This is a genomic window from Sphingomonas spermidinifaciens (assembly GCF_002351485.1).
GTDB classification, from domain to species: Bacteria; Pseudomonadota; Alphaproteobacteria; order Sphingomonadales; family Sphingomonadaceae; genus Sphingomonas; species Sphingomonas spermidinifaciens.
The window spans coordinates 651,236-672,790 of sequence record NZ_NWMW01000002.1 but is presented as its reverse complement, the minus strand read 5'-3'; the positions used below and the strand labels follow the sequence as shown (position 1 = coordinate 672,790).

General features: G+C 67.7%; 23 protein-coding genes. 5 read left to right on the top strand and 18 right to left on the bottom strand.

Annotation, left to right across the window (positions count from 1 at the left end):
- Window positions 1-99: 99 nt before the first annotated feature.
- The 13 genes from rpsJ to COC42_RS13170 form a co-directional block, all read right to left on the bottom strand.
- Window positions 100-408, bottom strand: a complete 309-nt coding sequence (gene rpsJ, locus COC42_RS13230; protein WP_096343765.1) for a 30S ribosomal protein S10 — start codon at window positions 406-408, stop codon at window positions 100-102.
- A gap of 189 nt (window positions 409-597) precedes the next feature.
- On the bottom strand, window positions 598-1,791 hold the full coding sequence (gene tuf, locus COC42_RS13225) for an elongation factor Tu (protein WP_096343764.1): 1,194 nt from the start codon (window positions 1,789-1,791) through the stop codon (window positions 598-600).
- A gap of 107 nt (window positions 1,792-1,898) precedes the next feature.
- Window positions 1,899-3,992 carry an elongation factor G gene (gene fusA, locus COC42_RS13220; RefSeq protein WP_096343763.1) on the bottom strand — a complete coding sequence of 698 codons (2,094 nt, stop codon included), beginning with the start codon at window positions 3,990-3,992 and terminating at the stop codon, window positions 1,899-1,901.
- A 197-nt stretch (window positions 3,993-4,189) separates the two neighbouring features.
- Window positions 4,190-4,660, bottom strand: coding sequence for a 30S ribosomal protein S7 (gene rpsG, locus COC42_RS13215; RefSeq protein WP_096343762.1), 471 nt, complete (start codon window positions 4,658-4,660; stop codon window positions 4,190-4,192).
- Window positions 4,661-4,720: 60 nt separating this feature from the next.
- Window positions 4,721-5,092 carry a 30S ribosomal protein S12 gene (rpsL, locus tag COC42_RS13210; protein WP_010545715.1) on the bottom strand — a complete coding sequence of 124 codons (372 nt, stop codon included), beginning with the start codon at window positions 5,090-5,092 and terminating at the stop codon, window positions 4,721-4,723.
- A gap of 215 nt (window positions 5,093-5,307) precedes the next feature.
- Window positions 5,308-6,294 (bottom strand): alpha/beta fold hydrolase, encoded by a 987-nt coding sequence (locus COC42_RS13205; RefSeq protein ID WP_245844122.1) that lies wholly within the window; start codon window positions 6,292-6,294, stop codon window positions 5,308-5,310.
- Window positions 6,291-7,583: a Xaa-Pro dipeptidase gene (locus COC42_RS13200; protein ID WP_217991290.1), complete on the bottom strand. Its 1,293-nt coding sequence runs from the start codon at window positions 7,581-7,583 to the stop codon at window positions 6,291-6,293. The genes COC42_RS13205 and COC42_RS13200 overlap by 4 nt, the downstream gene beginning before the upstream one ends.
- 41 nt (window positions 7,584-7,624) lie before the next feature.
- Window positions 7,625-7,963, bottom strand: coding sequence for a DUF3140 domain-containing protein (locus tag COC42_RS13195; protein ID WP_096343760.1), 339 nt, complete (start codon window positions 7,961-7,963; stop codon window positions 7,625-7,627).
- 2 nt (window positions 7,964-7,965) lie between these two features.
- Window positions 7,966-8,181: a hypothetical protein gene (locus COC42_RS13190; RefSeq protein ID WP_096343759.1), complete on the bottom strand. Its 216-nt coding sequence runs from the start codon at window positions 8,179-8,181 to the stop codon at window positions 7,966-7,968.
- 70 nt (window positions 8,182-8,251) lie between these two features.
- Complete coding sequence (locus COC42_RS13185) at window positions 8,252-9,142, bottom strand: helix-turn-helix domain-containing protein (protein WP_141395854.1); 891 nt, start codon at window positions 9,140-9,142, stop codon at window positions 8,252-8,254.
- A gap of 234 nt (window positions 9,143-9,376) precedes the next feature.
- Window positions 9,377-10,450 (bottom strand): dihydropteroate synthase, encoded by a 1,074-nt coding sequence (gene folP / locus COC42_RS13180; RefSeq protein ID WP_096343757.1) that lies wholly within the window; start codon window positions 10,448-10,450, stop codon window positions 9,377-9,379.
- A gap of 8 nt (window positions 10,451-10,458) precedes the next feature.
- Window positions 10,459-11,589 (bottom strand): site-specific DNA-methyltransferase, encoded by a 1,131-nt coding sequence (locus COC42_RS13175; RefSeq protein ID WP_096344203.1) that lies wholly within the window; start codon window positions 11,587-11,589, stop codon window positions 10,459-10,461.
- 206 nt (window positions 11,590-11,795) lie between these two features.
- Window positions 11,796-12,686 (bottom strand): bestrophin family protein, encoded by an 891-nt coding sequence (locus COC42_RS13170; RefSeq protein ID WP_096343756.1) that lies wholly within the window; start codon window positions 12,684-12,686, stop codon window positions 11,796-11,798.
- 101 nt (window positions 12,687-12,787) lie between these two features.
- On the opposite strand from COC42_RS13170, the gene COC42_RS13165 reads away from it, so the two are divergent.
- Entirely contained in the window at window positions 12,788-14,365 is a 1,578-nt protein-coding gene (locus COC42_RS13165) for a lysine--tRNA ligase (protein ID WP_096343755.1), read from the top strand.
- Between the two features lie 51 nt (window positions 14,366-14,416).
- On the opposite strand, the gene COC42_RS13160 is transcribed toward COC42_RS13165, so the two are convergent.
- Window positions 14,417-15,322 carry a prephenate/arogenate dehydrogenase family protein gene (locus COC42_RS13160; RefSeq protein ID WP_096343754.1) on the bottom strand — a complete coding sequence of 302 codons (906 nt, stop codon included), beginning with the start codon at window positions 15,320-15,322 and terminating at the stop codon, window positions 14,417-14,419.
- Entirely contained in the window at window positions 15,319-16,416 is a 1,098-nt protein-coding gene (gene hisC, locus COC42_RS13155) for a histidinol-phosphate transaminase (protein WP_096343753.1), read from the bottom strand. Before hisC ends, COC42_RS13160 begins: the two co-directional genes overlap by 4 nt.
- An 84-nt stretch (window positions 16,417-16,500) precedes the next feature.
- Here hisC and metX point away from each other — a divergent pair, with 84 nt between their 5' ends.
- Window positions 16,501-17,613, top strand: a complete 1,113-nt coding sequence (gene metX / locus COC42_RS13150) for a homoserine O-acetyltransferase MetX (RefSeq protein ID WP_096343752.1) — start codon at window positions 16,501-16,503, stop codon at window positions 17,611-17,613.
- Window positions 17,610-18,197 (top strand): methionine biosynthesis protein MetW, encoded by a 588-nt coding sequence (gene metW / locus COC42_RS13145; RefSeq protein WP_096343751.1) that lies wholly within the window; start codon window positions 17,610-17,612, stop codon window positions 18,195-18,197. The genes metX and metW overlap by 4 nt, the downstream gene beginning before the upstream one ends.
- An 18-nt stretch (window positions 18,198-18,215) precedes the next feature.
- Here metW and COC42_RS13140 read toward each other — a convergent pair whose 3' ends face one another.
- The 3 genes from COC42_RS13140 to ssb all read right to left on the bottom strand — a co-directional run bounded on the left by COC42_RS13140 (window position 18,216) and on the right by ssb (window position 20,207).
- Window positions 18,216-18,992, bottom strand: a complete 777-nt coding sequence (locus COC42_RS13140; RefSeq protein ID WP_096343750.1) for a DUF1206 domain-containing protein — start codon at window positions 18,990-18,992, stop codon at window positions 18,216-18,218.
- Between the two features lie 53 nt (window positions 18,993-19,045).
- The gene (locus tag COC42_RS13135) at window positions 19,046-19,585 is read right to left on the bottom strand and encodes an RBBP9/YdeN family alpha/beta hydrolase (RefSeq protein WP_096343749.1); all 540 of its coding nucleotides are present in this window, start codon (window positions 19,583-19,585) and stop codon (window positions 19,046-19,048) included.
- A gap of 73 nt (window positions 19,586-19,658) precedes the next feature.
- Entirely contained in the window at window positions 19,659-20,207 is a 549-nt protein-coding gene (ssb, locus tag COC42_RS13130; RefSeq protein WP_096343748.1) for a single-stranded DNA-binding protein, read from the bottom strand.
- A gap of 29 nt (window positions 20,208-20,236) precedes the next feature.
- Here ssb and COC42_RS13125 point away from each other — a divergent pair, with 29 nt between their 5' ends.
- Complete coding sequence (locus tag COC42_RS13125; protein WP_096343747.1) at window positions 20,237-20,419, top strand: DUF4169 family protein; 183 nt, start codon at window positions 20,237-20,239, stop codon at window positions 20,417-20,419.
- A complete protein-coding gene (locus COC42_RS13120; protein WP_245844119.1) occupies window positions 20,416-21,540 on the top strand; it encodes an alpha/beta fold hydrolase in 1,125 nt (374 codons plus the stop codon). The genes COC42_RS13125 and COC42_RS13120 overlap by 4 nt, the downstream gene beginning before the upstream one ends.
- The last annotated feature ends 15 nt before the right edge of the window (window positions 21,541-21,555 follow it).

Sequence of the window (21,555 nt, the reverse complement as noted above, 5' to 3'; positions counted from 1 at the left end):
ATTCTCAACACGCGGGAGAATCGTCTCCCGCGGAAGCAGCGCCAATAGGGAAAGCGGAGGAGATCGTCAACCGCTGTCCCGACCGGCGCACGGCCGTTTTCAGGCCAGCTTGATCTCGACGTCGACGCCGGCGGCCAGGTCGAGCTTCATCAGCGCGTCGACCGTCTGCGCGGTCGGCTGCACGATGTCGAGCAGGCGCTTGTAGGTGCGCGTCTCGAACTGCTCGCGCGACTTCTTGTCGATATGCGGGCCGCGGTTGACGGTGAACTTGTCGATGTGCGTGGGCAGCGGGATGGGACCACGGATCAAAGCACCCGTACGACGGGCGGTGTCGGCGATGTCGCCAGCGGCCTGATCGAGCACGCGATGGTCGAACGCCTTCAGGCGGATACGGATGTTGTTGTCCATGTTTCCCTACCGATGCGAAAGAGCGGGCCCGTGGCCGGGCTCGTGCTGTTTCTACGCGACTGACTGGTTGGGCGGACGCCGAAGCACCCTGCCCTCATAAAAAGGCAACGGCCGGCCCGATTGCCCGGTCCGGCCGCTTCCTGCATTCCGAAGGCGAGTCACCCCGCCCCGGCAAGGCTCGCGCCTATATTACTTCGAGATCGCGCTGACAACCCCCGCGCCGACGGTACGGCCGCCCTCGCGGATGGTGAAGCGCTGGCCGACGTCCATGGCGATCGGCGCGATGAGCTTGACGCCCAGCGCAACGTTGTCACCCGGCATCACCATCTCGGTGCCCTCGGGCAGCTCGATCGTGCCGGTGACGTCGGTCGTACGGAAGTAGAACTGCGGACGATAGTTGCCGAAGAACGGCGTGTGACGGCCACCCTCGTCCTTCGACAGGACGTACACTTCCGACGTGAACTCGGTGTGCGGCTTGATCGAGCCGGGCTTGCAGAGCACCTGGCCACGCTCGACCTCTTCACGGCCGACGCCGCGGATCAGCGCGCCGATGTTGTCGCCGGCCTGGCCCTGGTCGAGCAGCTTGCGGAACATCTCGACGCCCGTGACCGTGGTCTTGCGGGTGTCGTTGATGCCGACGATCTCGACTTCCTCGCCGACCTTCACCACGCCGGTCTCGACGCGGCCGGTGACGACGGTGCCGCGACCCGAGATCGAGAATACGTCCTCGATCGGCATCATGAACGGCTTGTCGAGCGGACGCTCGGGCTGCGGGATCGACTCGTCGACGGCGGCCATGAGCGCGAGGACGGCGTCCTTGCCCAGCTTCTCGTCGGTGCCGTTGAGCGCGGCGGTCGCCGAGCCACGGATGATCGGAATGTTGTCACCGTCGAAGTCGCGCTTCGACAGCTCCTCGCGGACCTCCAGCTCGACGAGCTCGAGGATTTCCTCGTCGTCAACCAGGTCGACCTTGTTGAGGAACACGACCATCGCGGGCACGCCGACCTGGCGGGCGAGCAGGATGTGCTCCTTGGTCTGCGGCATCGGGCCGTCGGTGGCCGCGACGACCAGGATCGCGCCGTCCATCTGCGCCGCGCCGGTGATCATGTTCTTCACATAGTCGGCGTGGCCGGGGCAGTCGACGTGCGCATAGTGACGCGACTCGGTCTCGTACTCGACGTGCGCGGTCGAGATGGTGATGCCGCGCTCACGCTCTTCCGGCGCCTTGTCGATGTTGGCGAAATCGACCGCCGCGTTGCCGGCGACGTTCTCTGCCAGGATCTTGGTGATCGCAGCCGTCAGCGACGTCTTGCCATGATCGACGTGACCGATGGTGCCGATGTTGAGGTGCGGTTTGGACCGATCGAACTTTGCCTTCGCCATGATTTCCTACCTTCTGATTCGATTTCCCGGCCACGATGGGGCTGCGCGAGAAGGCGGCCCCATAGCGGCTGATTTGCAAGAATGCCAGCGCCGTCGGCGCCCGGCGATTAAGCCAGCTTCGCCTTCACTTCGTCGGCGACGTTGGCGGGCACTTCGTCATAGTGGCTGAACTGCATCGAGTAGCTCGCACGACCCTGCGTGAACGAGCGCAGCTGGTTCACATAGCCGAACATGTTGGCCAGCGGGACCATCGCCGTCACCGCCTGCGCGTTGCCGCGCGTGTCGGTGCCCTGGATCTGGCCGCGGCGGCTGTTCATGTCGCCGATGACATCGCCCAGATAATCCTCGGGCGTCACCACCTCGACCTTCATGATCGGCTCGAGGAGCTTGATGCCCGCCTTCTGCGCCGCTTCGCGCATCGCGCCGCGGGCGCAGATCTCGAACGCCAGCGCCGACGAGTCGACGTCGTGGTACGCGCCGTCGGTCAGGTGCACCTCAAAGTCGATGATCGGGAAGCCGATCAGCGAACCCGTCAGCGCCGTCTCGCGGAAGCCCTTCTCCACCGACGGGATGTACTCGCGCGGAATGTTGCCGCCCTTGATCTCGTCGAAGAACTGGTAGCCCGAACCGCGCTCGCCCGGCACGACCGTCACCTTGACGCGGCCGAACTGGCCCGAGCCGCCCGACTGCTTCTTGTGCGTATAGTCGATGTCGACCTTCTTCGCGAGATATTCGCGATAGGCGACCTGCGGCGCGCCGACATTGGCCTCGACCTTGAACTCGCGCTTCATACGATCGACGAGGATCTCGAGGTGGAGCTCGCCCATCCCCTTGATGATCGTCTGGCCGCTCTCATGGTCCGTGGACACGCGGAACGAGGGATCCTCGGCGGCGAGGCGATTGAGCGCGAGGCCCATCTTCTCCTGGTCGGCCTTGGTCTTGGGCTCCACCGAAAGCTCGATGACGGGCTCGGGGAACTCCATCCGCTCAAGGATGATCGGTGCCGTCGGAGCCGCGAGCGTGTCACCCGTGGTGGTCTCCTTGAGGCCCGCGATGGCGACGATGTCACCGGCATAGGCGACGTCGATGTCCTCACGGTTGTTCGCATGCATCAGCAGCATGCGGCCGATCTTTTCCTTCTTGTCCTTCACGGTGTTCTGGACGGTGCCCTTCTCGAGCTTGCCCGAATAGATGCGCGCAAAGGTCAGCGTGCCGACGAACGGGTCGTTCATGATCTTGAACGCCAGCGCCGAGAAGGGCGCGTTGTCGTCGGCCGGACGGGTGTCCTCGGTCACGCCGTCCATCTTCAGACCCTGAACCGCGGGGATGTCGAGCGGGCTCGGCAGATAGTCGACGACGGCGTCGAGCAGCGGCTGCACGCCCTTGTTCTTGAACGCCGAGCCGCAGAGCACGGGGACGAACGAGAAGTTGAGCGTACCCTTGCGGATCAGGCGCTTCAGGGTCGCCGCATCCGGCTCCTCACCCTCGAAGAACTTCTCCATGACCTCGTCGTCCTGCTCGACGGCGGCCTCGATCAGTTCGAGGCGCGCGGCCTCGGCCGCGTCCTTGAGGTCGGCGGGGATGTCCTGATACTCGAACTTCGCGCCCAGCGACTCCTCGAGCCAGATGATCGCGCGGTTGTTGACCAGGTCGACCAGGCCCTTGAACCCGCCCTCGATGCCGATCGGCAGATAGAGGACGAGCGGACGGGCGCCCAAGCGATCCTTGATCATCTGGACGCAGCGCTCGAAGCTCGCGCCGGTGCGGTCGAGCTTGTTGACGAAGCACATGCGCGGCACGCGGTACTTCTCGGCCTGACGCCACACCGTCTCCGACTGCGGCTCGACGCCCGCGACGCCGTCGAAGCACGCGACCGCGCCGTCGAGGACGCGCAGCGAACGCTCCACCTCGATGGTGAAGTCGACGTGCCCGGGCGTGTCGATGATGTTGATGCGGTGCTCGGGACCCTTGCCGTCCTCGGCTGACCAGAAGCAGGTCGTCGCCGCCGACGTGATGGTGATCCCGCGCTCCTGCTCCTGCTCCATCCAGTCCATCGTCGCGGTGCCCTCATGGACCTCGCCGATCTTGTAGGACTTGCCGGTGTAATAGAGGATGCGCTCGGTCGTCGTCGTCTTGCCGGCGTCGATGTGCGCCATGATGCCGATGTTGCGATAGCGCTCGAGCGGATGGCTGCGGGCCATGATCTTACTCCTGGTGCCGGGTGGCGGCGGGGGCGATATGAACGTCAGGGACCGTTCGTCTCGAGCGAAGTCGAGAGACTTTGCCGAGCGTCGGCAAGGCCGGAGCCTCTCGCTTCGCTCAGCGGCGTCCCTCGACTGCGCTCGGGACGAACGGAAAATGTGGGGGCGAGGCCGAAGCCTCGCCCGCCATATAGGTATTACCAGCGATAGTGCGAGAAGGCGCGGTTCGCTTCGGCCATGCGATGCGTATCCTCGCGCTTCTTCACCGCGTTGCCGCGGTTGTTGGCGGCGTCGAGCAGCTCGCCCGACAGGCGCGCCGACATCGTGTTCTCGCTGCGGTTGCGGGCCGAGGTGATGAGCCAGCGGATCGCCAGCGCCTGCGCACGCTCGGGACGCACCTCGACGGGGACCTGATAGGTCGCACCGCCAACGCGGCGGCTGCGGACCTCGATGCCCGGCTTGATGTTGTTGAGCGCATCGTGGAACACGCCGATCGGGTCGCGCTTCGCACGGCTCTCGACCGTCTCGAGCGCCGAATAGACGATGCCCTCGGCAACGGCCTTCTTGCCGTCCAGCATGACGCTGTTCATGAACTTCGACAGGACCTGATCTCCGAACTTGGGATCAGGCAGGATTTCCCGCTTCTCGGGACGACGACGACGTGCCATCTCAGATTTCCTTCTAGAACTTCAGCGAACCCGGAACCCGTCCGGCGCTTACTATGGCGATTACTTGGGACGCTTGGCGCCGTACTTCGAACGGCTCTGCTTGCGGTCCTTGACGCCCTGCGTATCGAGCACGCCGCGCAGGACGTGGTAGCGGACGCCGGGAAGGTCGCGAACGCGGCCGCCGCGGATGAGCACGACCGAGTGCTCCTGCAGGTTGTGGCCCTCGCCGGGGATGTACGAGATGACTTCGCGGCTGTTGGTCAGACGGACCTTGGCCACCTTGCGAAGTGCCGAGTTCGGCTTCTTCGGGGTCGTCGTGTAAACGCGGGTGCAGACGCCGCGCTTCTGCGGGTTCTGCTCCATCGCAGGGACCTTCGACTTGGCCTTCTGCGGTTCGCGGCCCTTGCGGACCAGCTGGTTGATCGTCGGCATGAAGCCCTTCACCTTCCAAATGGTTACTTTGCTGGAGCCCTTTACGAGCGAATACGAAAACGACCCGGACGCGCGCGCCCAGGCCTTTGACGTCTCCAGCAACGTTCAGCGCATGTCCGATCGGGAATCGAATGGTCCCCGACAGGAACCGGCGGGCCTATACGCGCAGGGGCAGGGACGGTCAACACCGCCCCTGCCCCGTCCCGCACCCCGCCTCAGCCGATCGCGGCGAGCAGCACCTCGTGAAAGCGGTCGGGCGCCTCGATCTGCGGCGCGTGGCCAAGCCCCTCGAGCCGGACGAGCCTTGCGCCGGGGATCTTCGCGACCGCGGCGGGAGCGATCGCGGGGATCGGCTTCAGGAACTGCTGAAGCGTCGGCGGCGCCTGCCGCTTGGCGAACACCGTCGTGTCGCGGGTGCCGACGATGACCGTGGTCGGCGCCTTGATCCGCCCGAACTGATAGAGGACGGGCTGGGTGAAGATCATCTCGCTGGTCTTGCCCTGCGCGGTCGCCATCGCCTCGCGCCCCGCCCCCGCGAACTGCCCAGCCAGCATCCGCACCCAGCGGTCATAGGCCGGCCGCCACTCTCCATGATAATAGTTGGCGAGCTGATAGGCCTTGATGCTGGCCGCATCGGTCTTGCGCTCGTCGGCGATCAGATCGGCGAGCGGGCGATAGGGCACACCCTCGGCCGCACGATCGGTCAGGCCGAGCGGATTGACCATCACCAGCCGCTCGGTCAGTGCCGGATGGTCGATCGCGAACCGCGCCGCCAGCATCCCGCCCATCGAATGGCCGACGATCACCGCCCGGTCGATGCCTCGCGCCTTCATCAACCGCGCGGTGTTCGCGGCGAGTCCGGCGAGCGTGTACTGCGTGCCCGCGGGCTTGTCCGACTTGCAGAAGCCGATCTGGTCGGGGACCAGCACCCGCCAGCCGCGCGCCACGAGCATCCGCGCCGACGCTTCCCACGCCGCGCCGCAGAAGTTCTTGCCGTGGAGGAGCACCGCGACGCGGCCATTGGGCTTGGCGGGGCGCACGTCCATGAAGGCCATCTGCGCGACCTCGGTGCCCACGGGCGCGCGCAGCCGCTCGACGGTGAAGGGATAGTCGAACCGCTCCAGATTGACGCCGAGTTCGGGCAGTGCCGCCGGGGCGGCGGCGCCCGCCTGCAGCAATGCCAGTGCCGCGATCAGACTCACGATGCGGTCGCTCCGGCCACCACCTCGCCGCCCTTGATGACGACAACCGGCTTTTCGAGCGTGCGGATATCGGTCAGCGGATCGCCCGCCACCGCGACGATGTCGGCATAGCGCCCGACCGCAATCGCGCCCACGTCGCCCGTCCGCCCCAGCGCCTCGGCCGCATTGGAGGTCGCCGACTGGAGCGCCTGCATCGGCGTCAGGCCGAAGCGGACCATCACCGCGAACTGACGCGCATTGTCACCGTGCGGATAGATGCCGGCGTCGGTCGAAAAGATCATCCGCGCCCCCGCCTGTGCCGCCTTGCGAAAGTTCTCGCGCTGGATCGTGCCGACGCGGCGCTCCTTCTCGATGTTCTCGGGCAGGACTCCGTTCTTTTCGCCCTCTGCCAATGTATATTCGGTGTTGTAGACATCGAAGCCGAGAAAGGTGCCACGGGCCTTGGCCGCCTTGATCCCGGCATCGTCGATGAAGCTCACATGCTCGATCGTGTCGAACCCGGCCTCGATCGCGGCGCGGATGCCATCGGCGCCGTGCGCGTGCGCGGCGGCCTTCAGCTTCCAGAAATGCGCCTCATCGACGATCGCCTTCAATTCCTCGGGATGGAGCTGCTGCACGCCGGGCTCGGTATTGCGGCTGAAGACGCCGCCGGTCGCGCACGCCTTGATGACCTCGGCCCCGTATTTGCGCTGCTCGCGCACGCGGCGGCGCAGTTCCTCGGGGCTGTCGCCGACTGCGGGCGACTTGCGCTGGAAGGAGGGCGGCAGGAAGGTCTCGTCGCAATGCCCGCCGGTCGCGCCCAGGGCATGGGCGGCGGGGACGATGCGCGGGCCGGCGACCCAACCCTCCTCGATCGCCTGCTTGATGCCGACATCGGCATAGCCGTCGCTGCCGACGTTGCGAACGGTGGTGAAACCGGCGCGCAGCGTCCGCTCGGCATTGCCGGTCCCTTGTGCGACCCAGAAGCTGTCGGTGAACTGATAGCCGCTATAGCCGCCATATTTGGGGTTGCTGGTCAGGTGGGCGTGCATGTCGATCAGACCGGGGACGAGCGTTCGACCTGGCAGGTCGATGCGACGCGCGCCCGCAGGGATCACGGGCCTTGCCGCCCCCTCGCCCACCACCGACACGATGCGGCCGCCGGTAGCGACGATGACGGGCCGTTCGACCACCTTGCCCGACAGCACGTCGATCATCCGGTCGGCGGTGATGACGACGCTGTCGACGGCGGGCGCCGGACCTTCCTGGACAGCGGCGGCGAGGGCGAGCGGCAGCAGCATCATCGACATGGCTCGACCGTTGCCGCCTCGCAATGACGGGTCAAGCCCGTTCAATCCTTGAGCGGATCGTGACCCCAATTCATCAGCGAATAGCGCCAGTCCGAATGTTCCGGATCGTCCTTAGGCCCTCCCTGTGCCGCGTGGCGGCGGACATAGCCCACGACCTTCTTCATGTGTGCATAGTCGTCGTCGGTCAGGTCGGCCTGCTTCTTACGCTTGATCGCGACGATTCGCCGGCCAGAGGCGTGGCCGACGCTCTCGCCGCCGCCGTCCTTCTGGCCGACACGCTTCGAATCGTCGGTGTCGAGGAAGCGCTCGATTGCCGCCGGGGCCATGTTGACCGCTTCGGCGAAGTCGTCGCGGATCGCCTTCTTCTCTTTCTCGTCCACGCTTACATGCCGTTTGCCGGCGCGGCGTTCATCGCGGCGGCATCGTCGGCGGTCGTGTTGAGGATCGCGTCGTTCTCGAACGAATAATTCGCCTGCGCATCGTTGAGGATGACGTTGCCGGTGTTCGTCGTCGTCGCGGTCTGGTCAGTCGAGGCGCCGCCGCCGCACGCGGCGAGCAGGGCGATCGGCGGCAGGGCCAGGAAATAACGCGATTTCATCGGGGCTTGCTCCATCACTGTGCCCCGGTTCAACCGCCGAGCGCGCAACTCGTTGCGTCGAGCGGCCCCCTCAGGCGATCGAAAGGCCCGCGCGCCGCACTGCTGCGCAGTAGCGCCGCATGCCGGTAATCGCCGTCTCGCTCAGGCCGACATAGGCGCGCCGCCTGTCGAAAGGGTCGTCGTGCCGCTCGAACAATCCCGCCTCGCGCATCGTGGTGATCCATCGCAGCGCCGTCGTCGCCGGCACCGCCGCGGCGATGCACAGGCTGGAGACCGAGACGCGCTGATGCTCGAGATGGGCGGCATAGAGATCGAGCAGCATGTCCCAGGCGGGATCGGCGAACAGGTCGCCCTCGAAGAACTGGTCGCGCATCCGCCGCGCGCGGATCGCGGCGCGCACGTCCGCGGGGTCGATCGCGGGCTCGCCCTCGTCGGGCACGGCGCGGTACGGCGGGGCACGGTCGGCGACCTGGCTGCCCAGCATCGCCGTGCCCGGATCGGTGCGGGCGAGGCGCGCCAGCGTCTCGGCGATCCGCGCCACCTCGTCATTGAGCTGTCGCAGCCGACGCTGGTCCGAATCGCGCGCGGCATCGTGCAGCGTGCGCGGCGGCGGCCCCGCGAGAGCGAAGGCGGCGACGCGATCGACGAGCGTGGGTTCACAAAGCAGCGCGGCGCGCACCCCCTCCAGCGACGAGGCGACAAGATCGAGAGCGTCCACCGGACAGCTCGCGATCACAAGGGCATCGTGGCGATGCGCGGCGGCGGCAGCGGCGTCGAGGGCGGCGATCGTCGCGGCATCCGGTTCTCCACCCGGCAGGTCGAGCGTCAGCACGTGCAGCCGCGCCTGCATCGCCAGCCGGCCCGGTCCCTCAGCCAGCGACACGCGCCCGGCAACCCGTGCGCCGCTCGCCCGCGCGGCCTCGACCGCCGCCTCGGTACCCGGTCCGTCCCCGATCGCCACGACAACTCGCTCATCGAGTTCGAGGGCCCCAAGGTAACTCGTCGATCCGTCCATCAAACACTCCCAGAAGATGGTTTCGATCCGGAGCCGATATTGATGCAAGTTATGTGGACACGAAATGTTCTGAAAGCGTCAAATCGGATGTTTGCCAGTGAAGACCGGCTCTTGGGGGCGCCAAATGCGCATCCGGAACGGAGCGAGCGACCTGGCCGACGTCCGTTCCGGGTCGATCGTTTACCGTGCGACCAGCGCCGCGTCGCGCATGCCGCGCCAGACGCGCAGCGCCTGCACGGTCTCCGGCACGTCGTGGACGCGCAGCCATTGCGCGCCCTGATCGGCGCCCCTGACCGCCAGCATCACTGACCCGCCCAGCCTCGCGCCGACAGGGGCTTCGCCCGACAGCGCGCCGACGATCCGCTTGCGGCTGGCCCCCAGCAGCAGCGGGCAGCCGAGCCCGTGGAACAGCGACAGACCGTTGAGGATGGCGAGGTTGTCGGCCAGCGACTTGCCGAAGCCGATGCCCGGATCGACGATGATGCGCGCGCGGTCGACGCCCGCCGCGACCGCCGCCTCGATCCGCGCCTCGAGCCAGTCGAAGCAGTCGGTCAGCGCATTGCCCCCCGTCATCGCTCCCTCTGCCCCACGCTTCGGATCGGCCGAATGCATCAGCACGACGGGCACGCCCGCGCGCGCAACCACCTCGGCCGCGCGGTCGTCGTAGAGGAGCGCCGAGACGTCGTTGACGATGTGCGCGCCCGCCGCCAGCGCGGCCTCCATCACCGATGCCTTGCGCGTGTCGATCGATACCGGTGTGCCGCTGGCCGCCAGCCGCTCGATGACGGGGACCACGCGGGCGATCTCGTCGCCTTCCCACACCGTGGGCGCGCCGGGCCGCGTCGATTCGCCGCCGACGTCGATGATCGCCGCCCCCGCCGCTGCCATATCGACGCCCGCTGCGGCCGCCGCAGCCGGATCGCCGTCGTGACGGCCACCATCGGAAAAGCTGTCGGGCGTCAGGTTGAGGATCGCCATCGCCTGTGGCTGGTCGAAGCGCAGCACGCGCTCACCCGCCTGGATCGAGGCGCGAGGCGCCGAAATCCGGTGGGCGAGCAGGGCCGCCCGCTCGGCCTGCGGATCGGGCAGCGCCTTGGCGAAATCGTCGAAACCGGCGACCGGCACCGTCCGCCGCTCGGCGCCGCGGATCACCTCATAGGCGGCGAACCATTGCAGCCCGCCCGCCAGCCGCGCGACCTCGCCATCGCGACCGACCGGCGTGTCGACGAACTGGACGGGGCGCAGATGCAGCATCGCGCCGCTCAGGGCTGCGTCGCGAGCAGCCAGCGCTGGCGGAGCGTGTCGATGGGCGCAAGCCCGCCCTCGCCCTCATGATGCCAGAAGGTCCAGCCGTTGCACGATGGCGCGCCCTGTACCGCGGCGCCCAGCTTATGGATCGATCCCTCGCCGCCATCGCCCGCCAGCGAACCGTCGGCGCGTACCGTGACGCGCCAGCGCCGCTTGGCATCGGTCAGCACCGCGCCCGGCGCGATCAGTCCGTTCTCGACCAGCGTCCCGAACGCGACGCGCGGGGCATTGCGCGGCGCCTGCATCGTGCGGAGCAGCGATTCGTCGAGCGGCAGCGCCGCTTCGATCCGCGCCTCGGCGGCGGCGATATATGTTTCCTCACGCTCGATGCCGATGAAGCGGCGGCCCAGCCGTTTGGCCACCGCACCGGTCGTGCCGGTGCCGAAAAAGGGATCGAGCACCACGTCGCCCGGATGCGTCGCCGCCAGCATCACGCGATAGAGCAGCGCCTCGGGCTTCTGGGTCGGATGGACCTTGTGCCCATCCTCGCCCTTCAACCGCTCGGCGCCCGAGCAGATCGCGAACTCCCAGTCGGAGCGCATCTGGAGCTCGTCGTTGAGCGTCTTGAGGCTGCGATAGTTGAAGGTGTAGCGCGCCTTCTCCCCCATCGATGCCCAGATCAGCGTCTCGTGCGCGTTGGTGAAGCGCGTGCCCTTGAAATTGGGCATCGGGTTCGACTTGCGCCAGACGATGTCGTTGAGGATCCAGAAGCCCATGTCCTGGATCGCGGTGCCGACGCGGAAGATGTTGTGATAGCTGCCGATCACCCAGATCGTGCCGTCGGGCTTCAGGATGCGGCGCGCTTCCTTGAGCCACGCGCGGGTGAACCGGTCATAGGCGGCGAAGGTGTCGAACCGGTCCCAGTCGTCGGTCACGGCATCGACATGGCTGCCGTCGGGCCGAAACAGCTCACCGCCCAGCTGCAGGTTGTAGGGCGGGTCGGCGAAGATGCAGTCGATGCTGGCATCGGGCAGCGCCTTCATCGCCGCCACGCAGTCGCCGCGCAGGATCGTGTCGAGCGGCAGCGGGGCCGGCGCCTTGAGCTTGCGGCGCGCGGGCGCGCGCACCTTTTCGATCACTGGCATCGTCGACAAGTCCCCCGGCTCCCTCGGACGCGCATCCCGAGTCCAAAGCGACGGTTTCGTCAAGCTTCCGATGGTTGACCCGAAAGCTTAACAAGTCGTTCGCCACAGCGAACATTCCGAGTCCGCAACCATATATGGGGTTGCCGCCCGCCGCCTCCCCCACCAGCGCTTGCGATGTGTCCCGGCGGACTCACCGCCCGCGAAACTTACCAGAGCACGCCCTTTACCGGGGTCAGCGGCTTGGGCGCCTCGTCGCCGATCGCCTGCTTCAGGTCGATCTCGATCGTCCGGCACATCGCATTCATCGGCAGGTCGTGAGGCGTGTTGCTGAACGGATCGACCAGATCGTCGCCGATCTGGAGCGCCGCCAGGAACATCAGCCCCGCCAGCGTCGAACCGATCGGCGTCGCCCAGCCCAGCGTCTCGACCAGCCCGATCGGCAGAAGAAGGCAGAACAGCCGCGTGAAGAAGGACGGGAAGAAGCGGTACTGAACGGGCAGCGGTGTGTTCTTGAGCCGCTCCATGCCCCCCTGCGCATTGGCGATATCGACGAGAATGCGCTCCATCTGCGTCTGCTGGATGGTGTCGAGCCACCCCTCGCGGCGCGCGTCCTCGATCCGCTTGGCGGTACCGTCGAGAAAGCCGTTGGCAGGATTGGCGCGGCCCATCGCCTCGTCGGCCTCCTCGCGCGACAGCAGATCGTAGACCTCGGGACAGTCCTTCAGGCGGCGCAGCTGGCAGCGCAGTGCGTTGACATAGGCGATCTGCCTGAGCGCGATCGATCGCTTGAGGTCGCGCGCGCGCGGCGGATCGTCGGGGATGAACGCGATCGCCCCGCGCACGAGGTTGCGCGAGGCGTTGATCATCAGCCCCCAGAGCTGCCGTCCCTCCCACCAGCGCTGATAGGCCGAATTGTCGCGAAAGCCGAGGAACAGCGCCAGCACCGTACCGAAGATGGTGAGCGGCAGTGACGGCGCCTTGAACGTCGTCGTCATGTAGAAGGCGGTGACCGCCACGTCCCAGAAGAACAGCGCCAGCAGCGGCTTCCACACCTCGATGACGATCGAGCTCATGCGGGGGGTGTCGTTGACGATCATGCCTGTCTTAACCTGCGTTGCACGCGCCATGAATTGCTGCGCATGCGAAGGGTTCCCGTCCGGTTTGTAAGGAAGCGTTACCGTCGCTAGAGGCACGCACCATGTCGAACCTGACCCCCGAACTCCGTGCCGCCGCCCTCGTGTCCAAGGCCTGGCCTTATGAGGAGGCACGCAAGCTCCTCGCCCGCTATCCGGGCGGCAAGCCCGACGGCGAAGCCGTGCTGTTCGAAACGGGCTACGGCCCCTCGGGCCTGCCGCATATCGGCACCTTCAACGAAGTCTTGCGCACGACGATGGTTCGCCGCGCGTTCGAGACGCTGTCCGACCAGCCGACCCGCCTGATCGCGTTCAGCGACGACATGGACGGCCTGCGAAAGGTGCCCGACAATGTGCCGAACCGGGAGATGCTGGCCGCGCATCTGGGGAAGCCGCTGACGAAGGTGCCCGATCCGTTCGGCAAGTTCGAGAGCTTCGCCCACCACAACAATGCGATGCTGCGCGATTTCCTCGACCGCTTCGGCTTCGAGTACGAGTTCGCGTCGGCCACCGATTATTATGCGAGCGGGCGATTCGACGCGACGCTGAAGGCGGTGCTGCGCCACTATGACGCGATCATGGGCGTCATGCTGCCGACCCTCGGCGAGGAGCGGCGCGCGACCTATTCGCCGGTGCTGCCGATCAGCCCGAAGAGCGGCATCGTCCTTCAGGTGCCGGTCGAGGTGGTCGATGCCGATGCCGGCCTGATCGCATTCGACGACGAGGGCGAACGGATCGAGCAGTCGATCCTCGGCGGCCGCGCCAAGCTCCAGTGGAAGGTCGACTGGGCGATGCGCTGGGTCGCATTGGGTGTCGATTACGAGATGGCGGGCAAGGACCTGATCGATTCGGTCACGCAATCCTCGAAGATCGCCCGCGTCCTCGGCGCCCGCCCGCCCGAGGGCTTCAACTACGAGATGTTCCTCGACGAGCATGGCCAGAAGATCTCGAAGTCGAAGGGCAACGGCCTCAGCCTCGAGCAATGGCTGACCTATGGGCCGGAGGAGAGCCTCGCCTTCTACGCCTATCGCGAGCCGAAAAAGGCCAAGCAGCTCCACCTCGGCGTCATCCCGCGCGCGATCGACGAATACTGGCAGTTCCGCGGTAACTATGCGGGACAGCCGGTCGAGCAGCGGCTGGGCAACCCGGTCCACCACATCCATGACGGCGAGCCGCCAGCGGAAACGCTGCCCGTTACTTTCGGCCTATTGCTCAACCTGATCGGCGTGATGGGCGAGGCGACGAAGGAACAGGTCTGGGGCTATCTCGGCAACTATGTCGCCGATGCGAGCCCCGAGCGCTACCCGGCGCTCGACGCGCTGATCGGCCATGCCATCGCCTATGTCCGCGACGTGGCGGAGAAGCCGGTGCGACGCGCGCCGGAGGGGGTGGAGGTCGAGGCCCTGAAGCGCCTCGACGCCGAACTCGCCGCGCTGCCCGAGGGCGCGAGCGCCGAGGACATCCAGAACATCGTCTACGAGATCGGGAAGACCGCCGGGTTCGAGAATCTGCGCGACTGGTTCAAGGCGCTCTACGAAACGCTCTTGGGGTCGAGCCAGGGGCCGCGGATGGGGAGCTTCATTGCGCTGTACGGGGTGGCGAACAGCCGCAAGCTGATCGCCGAGGCGCTGGCGAGGGGGTGACCCGCCCACGCGCCCACCCCATCCCCGTTTGGGTTGAGCAGATTGATGCCCCTACCCGTGCGTCCGCCCGAAATCCGCCCGCGCGTCGTCCTGCCCCTGCTCGACGATCGAGCGGCGGATCGCGCGGGTCTGGGTGAAGTGATCGAACAGCGCGTCGCCCTGGCCCCAGCGGATCGCGCGCTGAAGGAGCGCCAGATCCTCCGAAAACCGCTGGAGCATGTCGAGCACCGCCTCGCGATTGGCGAGGAACACGTCGCGCCACATTGTCGGGTCGCTGGCGGCGATGCGCGTGAAGTCGCGAAAACCGCCCGCCGAATATTTGATGACCTCGCTCTGCGTCACTTCCTCGAGGTCGGAGGCGGTGCCGACGATCGTGTAGGCGATCAGGTGCGGCAGGTGGCTCGTCACCGCGAGCACCCGATCGTGATGGTCGGGGGCCATCGTCTCGACCTCGGCGCCAAGCGCGCGCCAGAAGCCGGCGACGCGGTCGACAGCGGCGGGGTCGGTGCCCTCGGGCGGGGTCAGGATGCACCAGCGATGGTTGAACAGCGTCGCAAAGCCCGCGGTCGGTCCGCTCTGCTCAGTCCCCGCAACGGGATGCGCGGGGACGAGAGTGTGGCCGGGGAGCGCCGCCTGCAGCGCCTCGACCACGCTCGCCTTGCACGAGCCGACGTCGGTGACGATCGCATCGGCGGGCAGCGCGGGAGCAAGGTTGGCTGCCGCACGCCCCATCGCCCCCACGGGCACGCACAGCACGACCAGTTCTGCGTCGTGCGCGGCGTCGGCGGCATCGTCGGCGATCGTGTCGCACAGCCCGATCTCGCGCGCCACGCGCCGCACCTCGGGATCGGCGTCGTAGCCCGTCACCCGTATGCCGGCGATCCGCGCGCGCGCGGCGAGCGCCACCGACGAGCCGATCAGCCCCAGCCCGACGACGGTGATGCGCGAAAAGCTCATCCGCGCTCGACGATCTCGCGCAGCGCCGCCATGACCCCTTGCGTCTCCTCGGCCGTGCCGATCGAGATGCGCAGGCCATGCGGCAGGCCCTGTCCGGGCAGCCAGCGGACGATATAGCCCGCATCCATCAACCCCTTGTACGCGGTCTCCGCGCTCACCGGCCCCTCGAACAGCACGAGGACGAAGTTGCACATCGAGGGGACGGCGCGCAGGCCGGCATTGCCGAGCTTGCCGACCTCCGCCGTCAGCCAGGCGCGCCACTCGGCATTGTGGACGCGGCTCGCCTCGACAAAGTCCTGCGCCTCGAGTGCGGCAAGCGCCGCCCCCTGCCCCGCGGTCGTCAGGTTGAACGGCATCCGGATGCGATGCATCGCCTCGACCGCCTCGGCCGAGCCATATCCCCAGCCGATCCGCTCGGCGGCGAGGCCGTAGATCTTGGAGAAGGTGCGCGTGACGATGACGTTTGCCTGCGTCTTGGCGAGCTCCAGCGCGCCGTCGTCGTCGCCCGACTCGATATATTCGCCGTAAGCCTGGTCGATCACCAGCATCACGTCGCGCGGCAGGCCGGCGTGGAGCCGTGCGATCTCGTCGCGGCCGGCGAAGGTGCCGGTCGGATTGTTCGGATTGGCGATGTAGACCACCTTGGTCGCGGGCGTCACCGCGGCGAGGATCGCATCGACGTCGGTCGCATAGTCCTTGTCGGGCGCGACCACCGGCGTCGCGCCGACGCGCCGCGCCGCGATCTCGTACACCGCAAAGCCGTAGCGGACGAAGATCACCTCGTCCCCCGGCCCCGCATAGGCGCCAGCGACCAGATGCAGCACCTCGTCCGATCCGGTGCCGTAGATGATACGCGCGGGATCGAGGCCGTAGCGCGCGCCGATCGCCTCGCGCAGCACGGCGGCGCTCGCATCGGGATAGCGCTCCAGATCGTTCGCCGCCGCCGCGAAAGCCGCGCGCGCTTCGGGCGCGGTGCCGAGCGGGTTTTCATTCGAGGAGAGCTTGACGACCTTGCGCCCGTCGTCGGTCTTTGACCGGCCGGGGACGTACGGAGCGATGCCCATGATCCAGGGCTTGGGAACGGGTGCGAACATGGGGTCCGCCGATAGGCCCGGCGGCCGGAGGTCGCAAGGCCGGGCCTTTTCCCGTCCCCGCGGCTCGGCTAAGGGCCGGCGTCCATGTCCGCCCCCACCTTCGGTCAGAACTGCCGCGCCGTGCTGCCCGGCCCGCTCCGCCTCGACGGCGGGGTGCTCCTGTCGCCGGTCGAGATCGCCTATGAGACTTATGGCACGCTAGATGCGGAGGGGACGAACGCGATCCTCGTCTGCCACGCGCTGACGGGCGACCAGTATGTCGCGTCGAACCACCCCATCACCGGCAAGCCCGGCTGGTGGACGCGGATGATCGGGCCGGGCAAGCCGATCGATCCCGCGCGCGATTTCGTCATCTGCACCAACGTGCTCGGCAGCTGCATGGGCACTTCGGGGCCCGCCACGGTCAACGCGGCGACGGGCAAGCCGTGGGGCATGAGCTTTCCCGTCATCACCATCCGCGACATGGTGCGTGCGCAGGCGATGCTGCTCGACCATCTCGGCATCGGGCGGCTGAAGGCGGTGGTGGGCGGATCGATGGGCGGGATGCAGGCGCTGAGCTGGGCCGCGACCTTCCCCGATCGCGTCGCCGCCGCCGTCGTCATTGCCGCCACCGCGCGCCATTCGGCACAGAACATCGCCTTTCACGAGGTCGGGCGACAGGCGATCATGGCCGACCCCAACTGGAATGGCGGCGACTATTATGAGGGCACGCCCCCCGCCGCGGGCCTCGCGGTCGCGCGGATGGCGGCGCACATCACCTATCTGTCCGAAGCGGGCCTGACCGAGAAGTTCGGGCGGCGGCTTCAGGCGCGGGAGGCCAAGTCGTTCGGCTTCGACGCCGATTTCCAGGTCGAAAGCTATCTGCGGCATCAGGGCCTTGCCTTCACCGACCGGTTCGATGCCAACGCCTATCTCTACATCACCCGCGCGCTCGACTATTTCGACCTCGCCGAGGAGCATGGCGGCGTGCTCGCCAATGCGTTCCGGGGGGCGGCGACGCGCTTCTGTCTCGTCAGCTTCGATACCGACTGGCTCTATCCGACGCGCGAGAGCCGGGCGGTGGTGCAGGCGCTGCACGCCGCGGGTGCGGCGGCGAGCTTCGTCGAGCTGTCCTCGCCCTTCGGCCACGACGCCTTCCTGCTCGATAGCCCCGAATTGAACCGGGTGGTCGAGGGATTCCTGGGGAACGGCCGATGAGCCTGCGGCCCGACCTTGCGATCATTGCCCGCAACGTCGCGCCGGGATCTCGCGTGCTTGATGTCGGCTGCGGCGACGGCGCGCTGATGGCGGCGCTGCGCGACCAGAAGCAGGTGGACGCGCGGGGCCTCGAACTCGATCCCGCCAATGTCGCGGCGGCGGTGGGGCGCGGGCTGTCGGTGGTGCAGGGCGACGCCGACACCGACCTCGCCGACTATCCCGACCAGAGCTTCGACTATGCGATCCTTAGCCAGACGCTGCAGACGACGATGCGCCCACATGTCGTGCTCGATCACCTCTTGCGGATCGGGCAGCGCGCGTTCGTCAGCTTCCCCAATTTCGCGCACTGGCGTGTTCGCCTGTCGCTGCTCTGGGGCGGGCGGATGCCCGTCACGCGCCTGCTGCCGCTCGCCTGGTACGAAACGCCCAACATCCACCACGTCACCATCGACGACTTCCGCGCCTTCGTCCGCGAACAAGGCCTGACGGTCGAGGGCGCGTGGTTCCTGTCGGACGGGAACCCGGCGCGGCCGGCGGCGGCGAACTTCTTCGCCGAGCATGCGGTGTTCCTGCTGCGGCGGTGAACCCGGCAAGCCGCGGGTTCAGGCGAAGCGCCGCACCAGCGGGGTGTCGCAGACATCGCGATAGCGTGCCATGACCAGGCTGAAGACGCCGAACAGCATCAGGCCGCCCGCCACGCCTGCGAACAACCAGCTGCGATCCGAATAGACGGCCAGCGCATCCTGGAACCCCACCTCGCCCGCGCGGCCCGACCGGCCGAGGTCGATCAGCGCCCAGGCGACGCCGGCGAACACCGCTGCGCGCGCGGCATAGCCGATGCGCCCCACGACCTTGCTCCAGTGCGGCGCGTTCCGCGTCAGCAGCCGCATGAACCCCGCGCTCCATGCCTTTTCGGCCTGTGCGAAGGCGGCGGCGGCGAAGCCCAGTCCCGCGACGATCAGCAGCGCCCAGCCGAACGGCAGGCCGAGCGCGACTTCGGTGGCGTCGCGCCCTGCCGCGCCGTCCCTCGGCTGCGTGCCCCACGCGAAGAGCGACGCGGCGCCGTAAGCGAGGCCGAAATGCGCAAAGGCGCTCAGCGCATGGCCCGCGCGCTTCACCCGTCCCTTGGCGTCGTCGCCATCGGCCTCGATGTCGATCGCAGCGCCATAGAGGCGAAACAGGCCATAGGCGGCGAGCCCGAGCGCCAGCCCGGCGGTCAGCGCCGCGCCGCCGGGAATGCGCGACAGCGGCGACAGCACGCTCGTCGTCCCCTCCGCCCGGCCGGTGGCGAGCGACAGATAGCCCAGCGCGAAGTAGAGGATTGCGCGCGCCAGATAGCCGATGCGCGCCAGCATCGCGATGCGTTCGTCGGGCTTCATCGGCGGTCGCTCCCCTTGGGTTCGGGGGCGTAACGCCGCTCAGCGCAAAAGGATCAGCGGACCACGCCCAGCCACAGCCGCTCGCCGCGGCTCACCTCGCGCTCGACCACGGCAGCGGTGAAGCGCTGCACCGCGCGCTGCGCGCGGACCAGCGGCCCCTCGTCGCCATCGATCACGCTGCTGCCCCAGCCGTCGGCAAGCGCGCGCATCTCCCGGTCGCCAACGACGACCGAAGGGAAAGGCAGGGTCACGCGCGGCGAGGCGAAGCGCGCCTCGTCCTTGGCGCCGGGTTCGAAGAACAGCGCGCCGGCGACGCGGCCGACATAGTCGGCCGGCGACAGCCGCGCCCACCAGGCGGCGGCGAAGCAGCCCGCGCCCTCGGCGACGAGCAGCACCGCCCGGTCGGCGTCGAGAACCGCGCGATCGATGCGCGCCGCGAGCAGATTGCGATCGGGCAGACGACGGGCCCGTACGGGCACATGACCATTGCCCGCCGCCGGCCAGTCGAGCAGCCGGCTCCACGCCGGCACGCGCCGCTCGGCAAGCGTGACGACCGAGAAGCGATTGGCAAGCGCAGGCAGGGCAAGATCCATCGCGCGACTCCAGCGAGAGGCCGGCTTTCGAATCTACAGCAATCCGATCGGCGATCAATCGCCGATCGGCGCGTCAGAAGGGCACGTCGTCGTCGAGGTCGTCGGGGAAGCCGCCAGCGCCGCCGCCTTGCCCACCGCCCGAATAACCGCCGCGCGACCCGCCGCCACCGCCGCCGCGCGAGGATTGGCCGGCGAAATCGTCGCCATAGTCATCGCCGCCGCGCGACCCGCCGCCAAAGCCGCCGCCACCGCCGCCGCCCTGACCGCCGCCCGGCCCGTCGAGCATCGTCAGCACGCTGTTGAAGCCCTGAAGGACGACTTCGGTACTATACTTGTCCTGGCCGTTCTGATCCTGCCACTTCCGGGTCTGAAGCTGACCCTCGATATAGACCTTCGATCCCTTGCGCAGGAATCGCTCGGCGACATTGGCCAGCCCTTCGTTGAAGATCGCGACCGAATGCCATTCGGTCTTTTCCTTGCGCTCGCCGGTGTTGCGGTCCTTCCACGATTCGCTGGTCGCGATGCGCAGGTTCACGACCTTGCCGCCGTTCGAGAAGCTGCGCGATTCGGGGTCGCGGCCGAGGTTGCCGACGAGGATGACTTTGTTGACGCTGCCGGCCATTGTGACTCCAGAGTTCCGGGATTCGAGTGATGGGCGACCTTATAAACCTCAACCGCGCGCGCAAGGCCCGCGCAAAGGCGGCACGCACTGCGGAAGCCGAGGCCAACCGGCTGAAGTTCGGACGCAGCAAGGCGGAGCGGACGGCCGAAGCGCTGGACAAGGCGCGGGCCGAACGTCTGCTGACCGGCGCGAAGCGTGAGGAAACCGAGTGAAAGCCGCCCTGCTCGCGACAGCCGCGACGCTGCTCGCCGGCCCCGCCCTCGCCCAGACCGCCGCGCCGCCGCCCGCCGCGGCGAGCACCGCCCCGACGCCTGCACCGACACGCTGGCCGGTCGCGGAAGCAGACCACATCCTCCGCGACTTCGCGTTCCAAAGCGGCGAGCGATTGTCCGAGCTCAGGATGCACTACCGAACGTTGGGCAAGCCGCATCGCGACGCCTCGGGCGCGATCGACAATGCGATCGTCGTCCTGCACGGGACGGGCGGTACTGGCGCGCAGTTCCTCCAGCCGCAATTCGCCGATCGGCTCTATGGCCCCGGCCAGCCGCTCGACATCGGCAAATACTGGATCATCCTGCCCGACAATATCGGGCATGGCGGTTCGTCGAAGCCATCAGACGGGCTTCGCATTCGCTTTCCCGCCTATGATTATGACGACATGGTCGATGCTCAGGTGCGGCTGCTGGCCGAGGGACTGGGCGTCGCGCATCCCCGGCTCGTCTTCGGCACGTCGATGGGGTGCATGCACGGCTTCGTCATGGCCGAGCGGCATCCCGACTTCGCCCGCGCGCTGATGCCGATGGCATGCGAGCCGGTGGCGATCGCTGGGCTCAACCGGATGTGGCGCCAGCTGGCGATCGACGGGATCAAGGCCGACCCGGCCTGGGCGGGCGGCGCGTACGAGGCGCAGCCAGCGGCGGGGCTGCGGACGGCGGCGAGCCTGCTCTTCGTCGCGGGCGGCGCGCCGCTCTACCTGCAGGCGACCTACCCCTCGCGCGCGGCGGCAAGCGCCTATGCGCAGGAACGCGTCGCAGCCTCGATCAAGGGGCTCGACGCCAACGACCTCATCTATCAGCTGGATGCCAGCCGCAATTACAACCCCTGGCCGCGGCTGGAGGCGATCCGGGCGCCGATGACGTGGATCAATTCGGCCGACGACTTCATCAACCCGCGCGGGCTTCCCTATCCGGCCGAAGCGCTCAAGCGGATGCCGAGCGCGCGGTTTCGGATGATCGCAGAGACGCCGGAGACGCGCGGGCACGGGACGCATACCTGGGCCAAATTTTGGGAAGCCGACCTGCTCGAACTGCTCAAGCGCACCGAACACCCCTGAGCCGTCCCCCGGGCG

Excerpts from the sequence above, each read along its gene's own strand:
- rpsJ (WP_096343765.1), bottom strand. The coding sequence starts at position 408 with ATGGACAACAACATCCGTATCCGCCTGAAGGCGTTCGACCATCGCGTG.
- tuf (WP_096343764.1), bottom strand. The coding sequence starts at position 1,791 with ATGGCGAAGGCAAAGTTCGATCGGTCCAAACCGCACCTCAACATCGGC.
- fusA (WP_096343763.1), bottom strand. The coding sequence starts at position 3,992 with ATGGCCCGCAGCCATCCGCTCGAGCGCTATCGCAACATCGGCATCATG.
- rpsG (WP_096343762.1), bottom strand. The coding sequence starts at position 4,660 with ATGGCACGTCGTCGTCGTCCCGAGAAGCGGGAAATCCTGCCTGATCCC.
- rpsL (WP_010545715.1), bottom strand. The coding sequence starts at position 5,092 with ATGCCGACGATCAACCAGCTGGTCCGCAAGGGCCGCGAACCGCAGAAG.
- COC42_RS13200 (WP_217991290.1), bottom strand. The coding sequence starts at position 7,583 with ATGTCGATGATGCTGCTGCCGCTCGCCCTCGCCGCCGCTGTCCAGGAA.
- COC42_RS13190 (WP_096343759.1), bottom strand. The coding sequence starts at position 8,181 with ATGAAATCGCGTTATTTCCTGGCCCTGCCGCCGATCGCCCTGCTCGCC.
- folP (WP_096343757.1), bottom strand. The coding sequence starts at position 10,450 with ATGCTGCATCTGCGCCCCGTCCAGTTCGTCGACACGCCGGTCGGTCGC.
- COC42_RS13175 (WP_096344203.1), bottom strand. The coding sequence starts at position 11,589 with ATGCCAGTGATCGAAAAGGTGCGCGCGCCCGCGCGCCGCAAGCTCAAG.
- COC42_RS13170 (WP_096343756.1), bottom strand. The coding sequence starts at position 12,686 with ATGATCGTCAACGACACCCCCCGCATGAGCTCGATCGTCATCGAGGTG.
- COC42_RS13165 (WP_096343755.1), top strand. The coding sequence starts at position 12,788 with ATGTCGAACCTGACCCCCGAACTCCGTGCCGCCGCCCTCGTGTCCAAG.
- COC42_RS13160 (WP_096343754.1), bottom strand. The coding sequence starts at position 15,322 with ATGAGCTTTTCGCGCATCACCGTCGTCGGGCTGGGGCTGATCGGCTCG.
- hisC (WP_096343753.1), bottom strand. The coding sequence starts at position 16,416 with ATGTTCGCACCCGTTCCCAAGCCCTGGATCATGGGCATCGCTCCGTAC.
- metX (WP_096343752.1), top strand. The coding sequence starts at position 16,501 with ATGTCCGCCCCCACCTTCGGTCAGAACTGCCGCGCCGTGCTGCCCGGC.
- metW (WP_096343751.1), top strand. The coding sequence starts at position 17,610 with ATGAGCCTGCGGCCCGACCTTGCGATCATTGCCCGCAACGTCGCGCCG.
- COC42_RS13140 (WP_096343750.1), bottom strand. The coding sequence starts at position 18,992 with ATGAAGCCCGACGAACGCATCGCGATGCTGGCGCGCATCGGCTATCTG.
- COC42_RS13135 (WP_096343749.1), bottom strand. The coding sequence starts at position 19,585 with ATGGATCTTGCCCTGCCTGCGCTTGCCAATCGCTTCTCGGTCGTCACG.
- ssb (WP_096343748.1), bottom strand. The coding sequence starts at position 20,207 with ATGGCCGGCAGCGTCAACAAAGTCATCCTCGTCGGCAACCTCGGCCGC.
- COC42_RS13125 (WP_096343747.1), top strand. The coding sequence starts at position 20,237 with ATGGGCGACCTTATAAACCTCAACCGCGCGCGCAAGGCCCGCGCAAAG.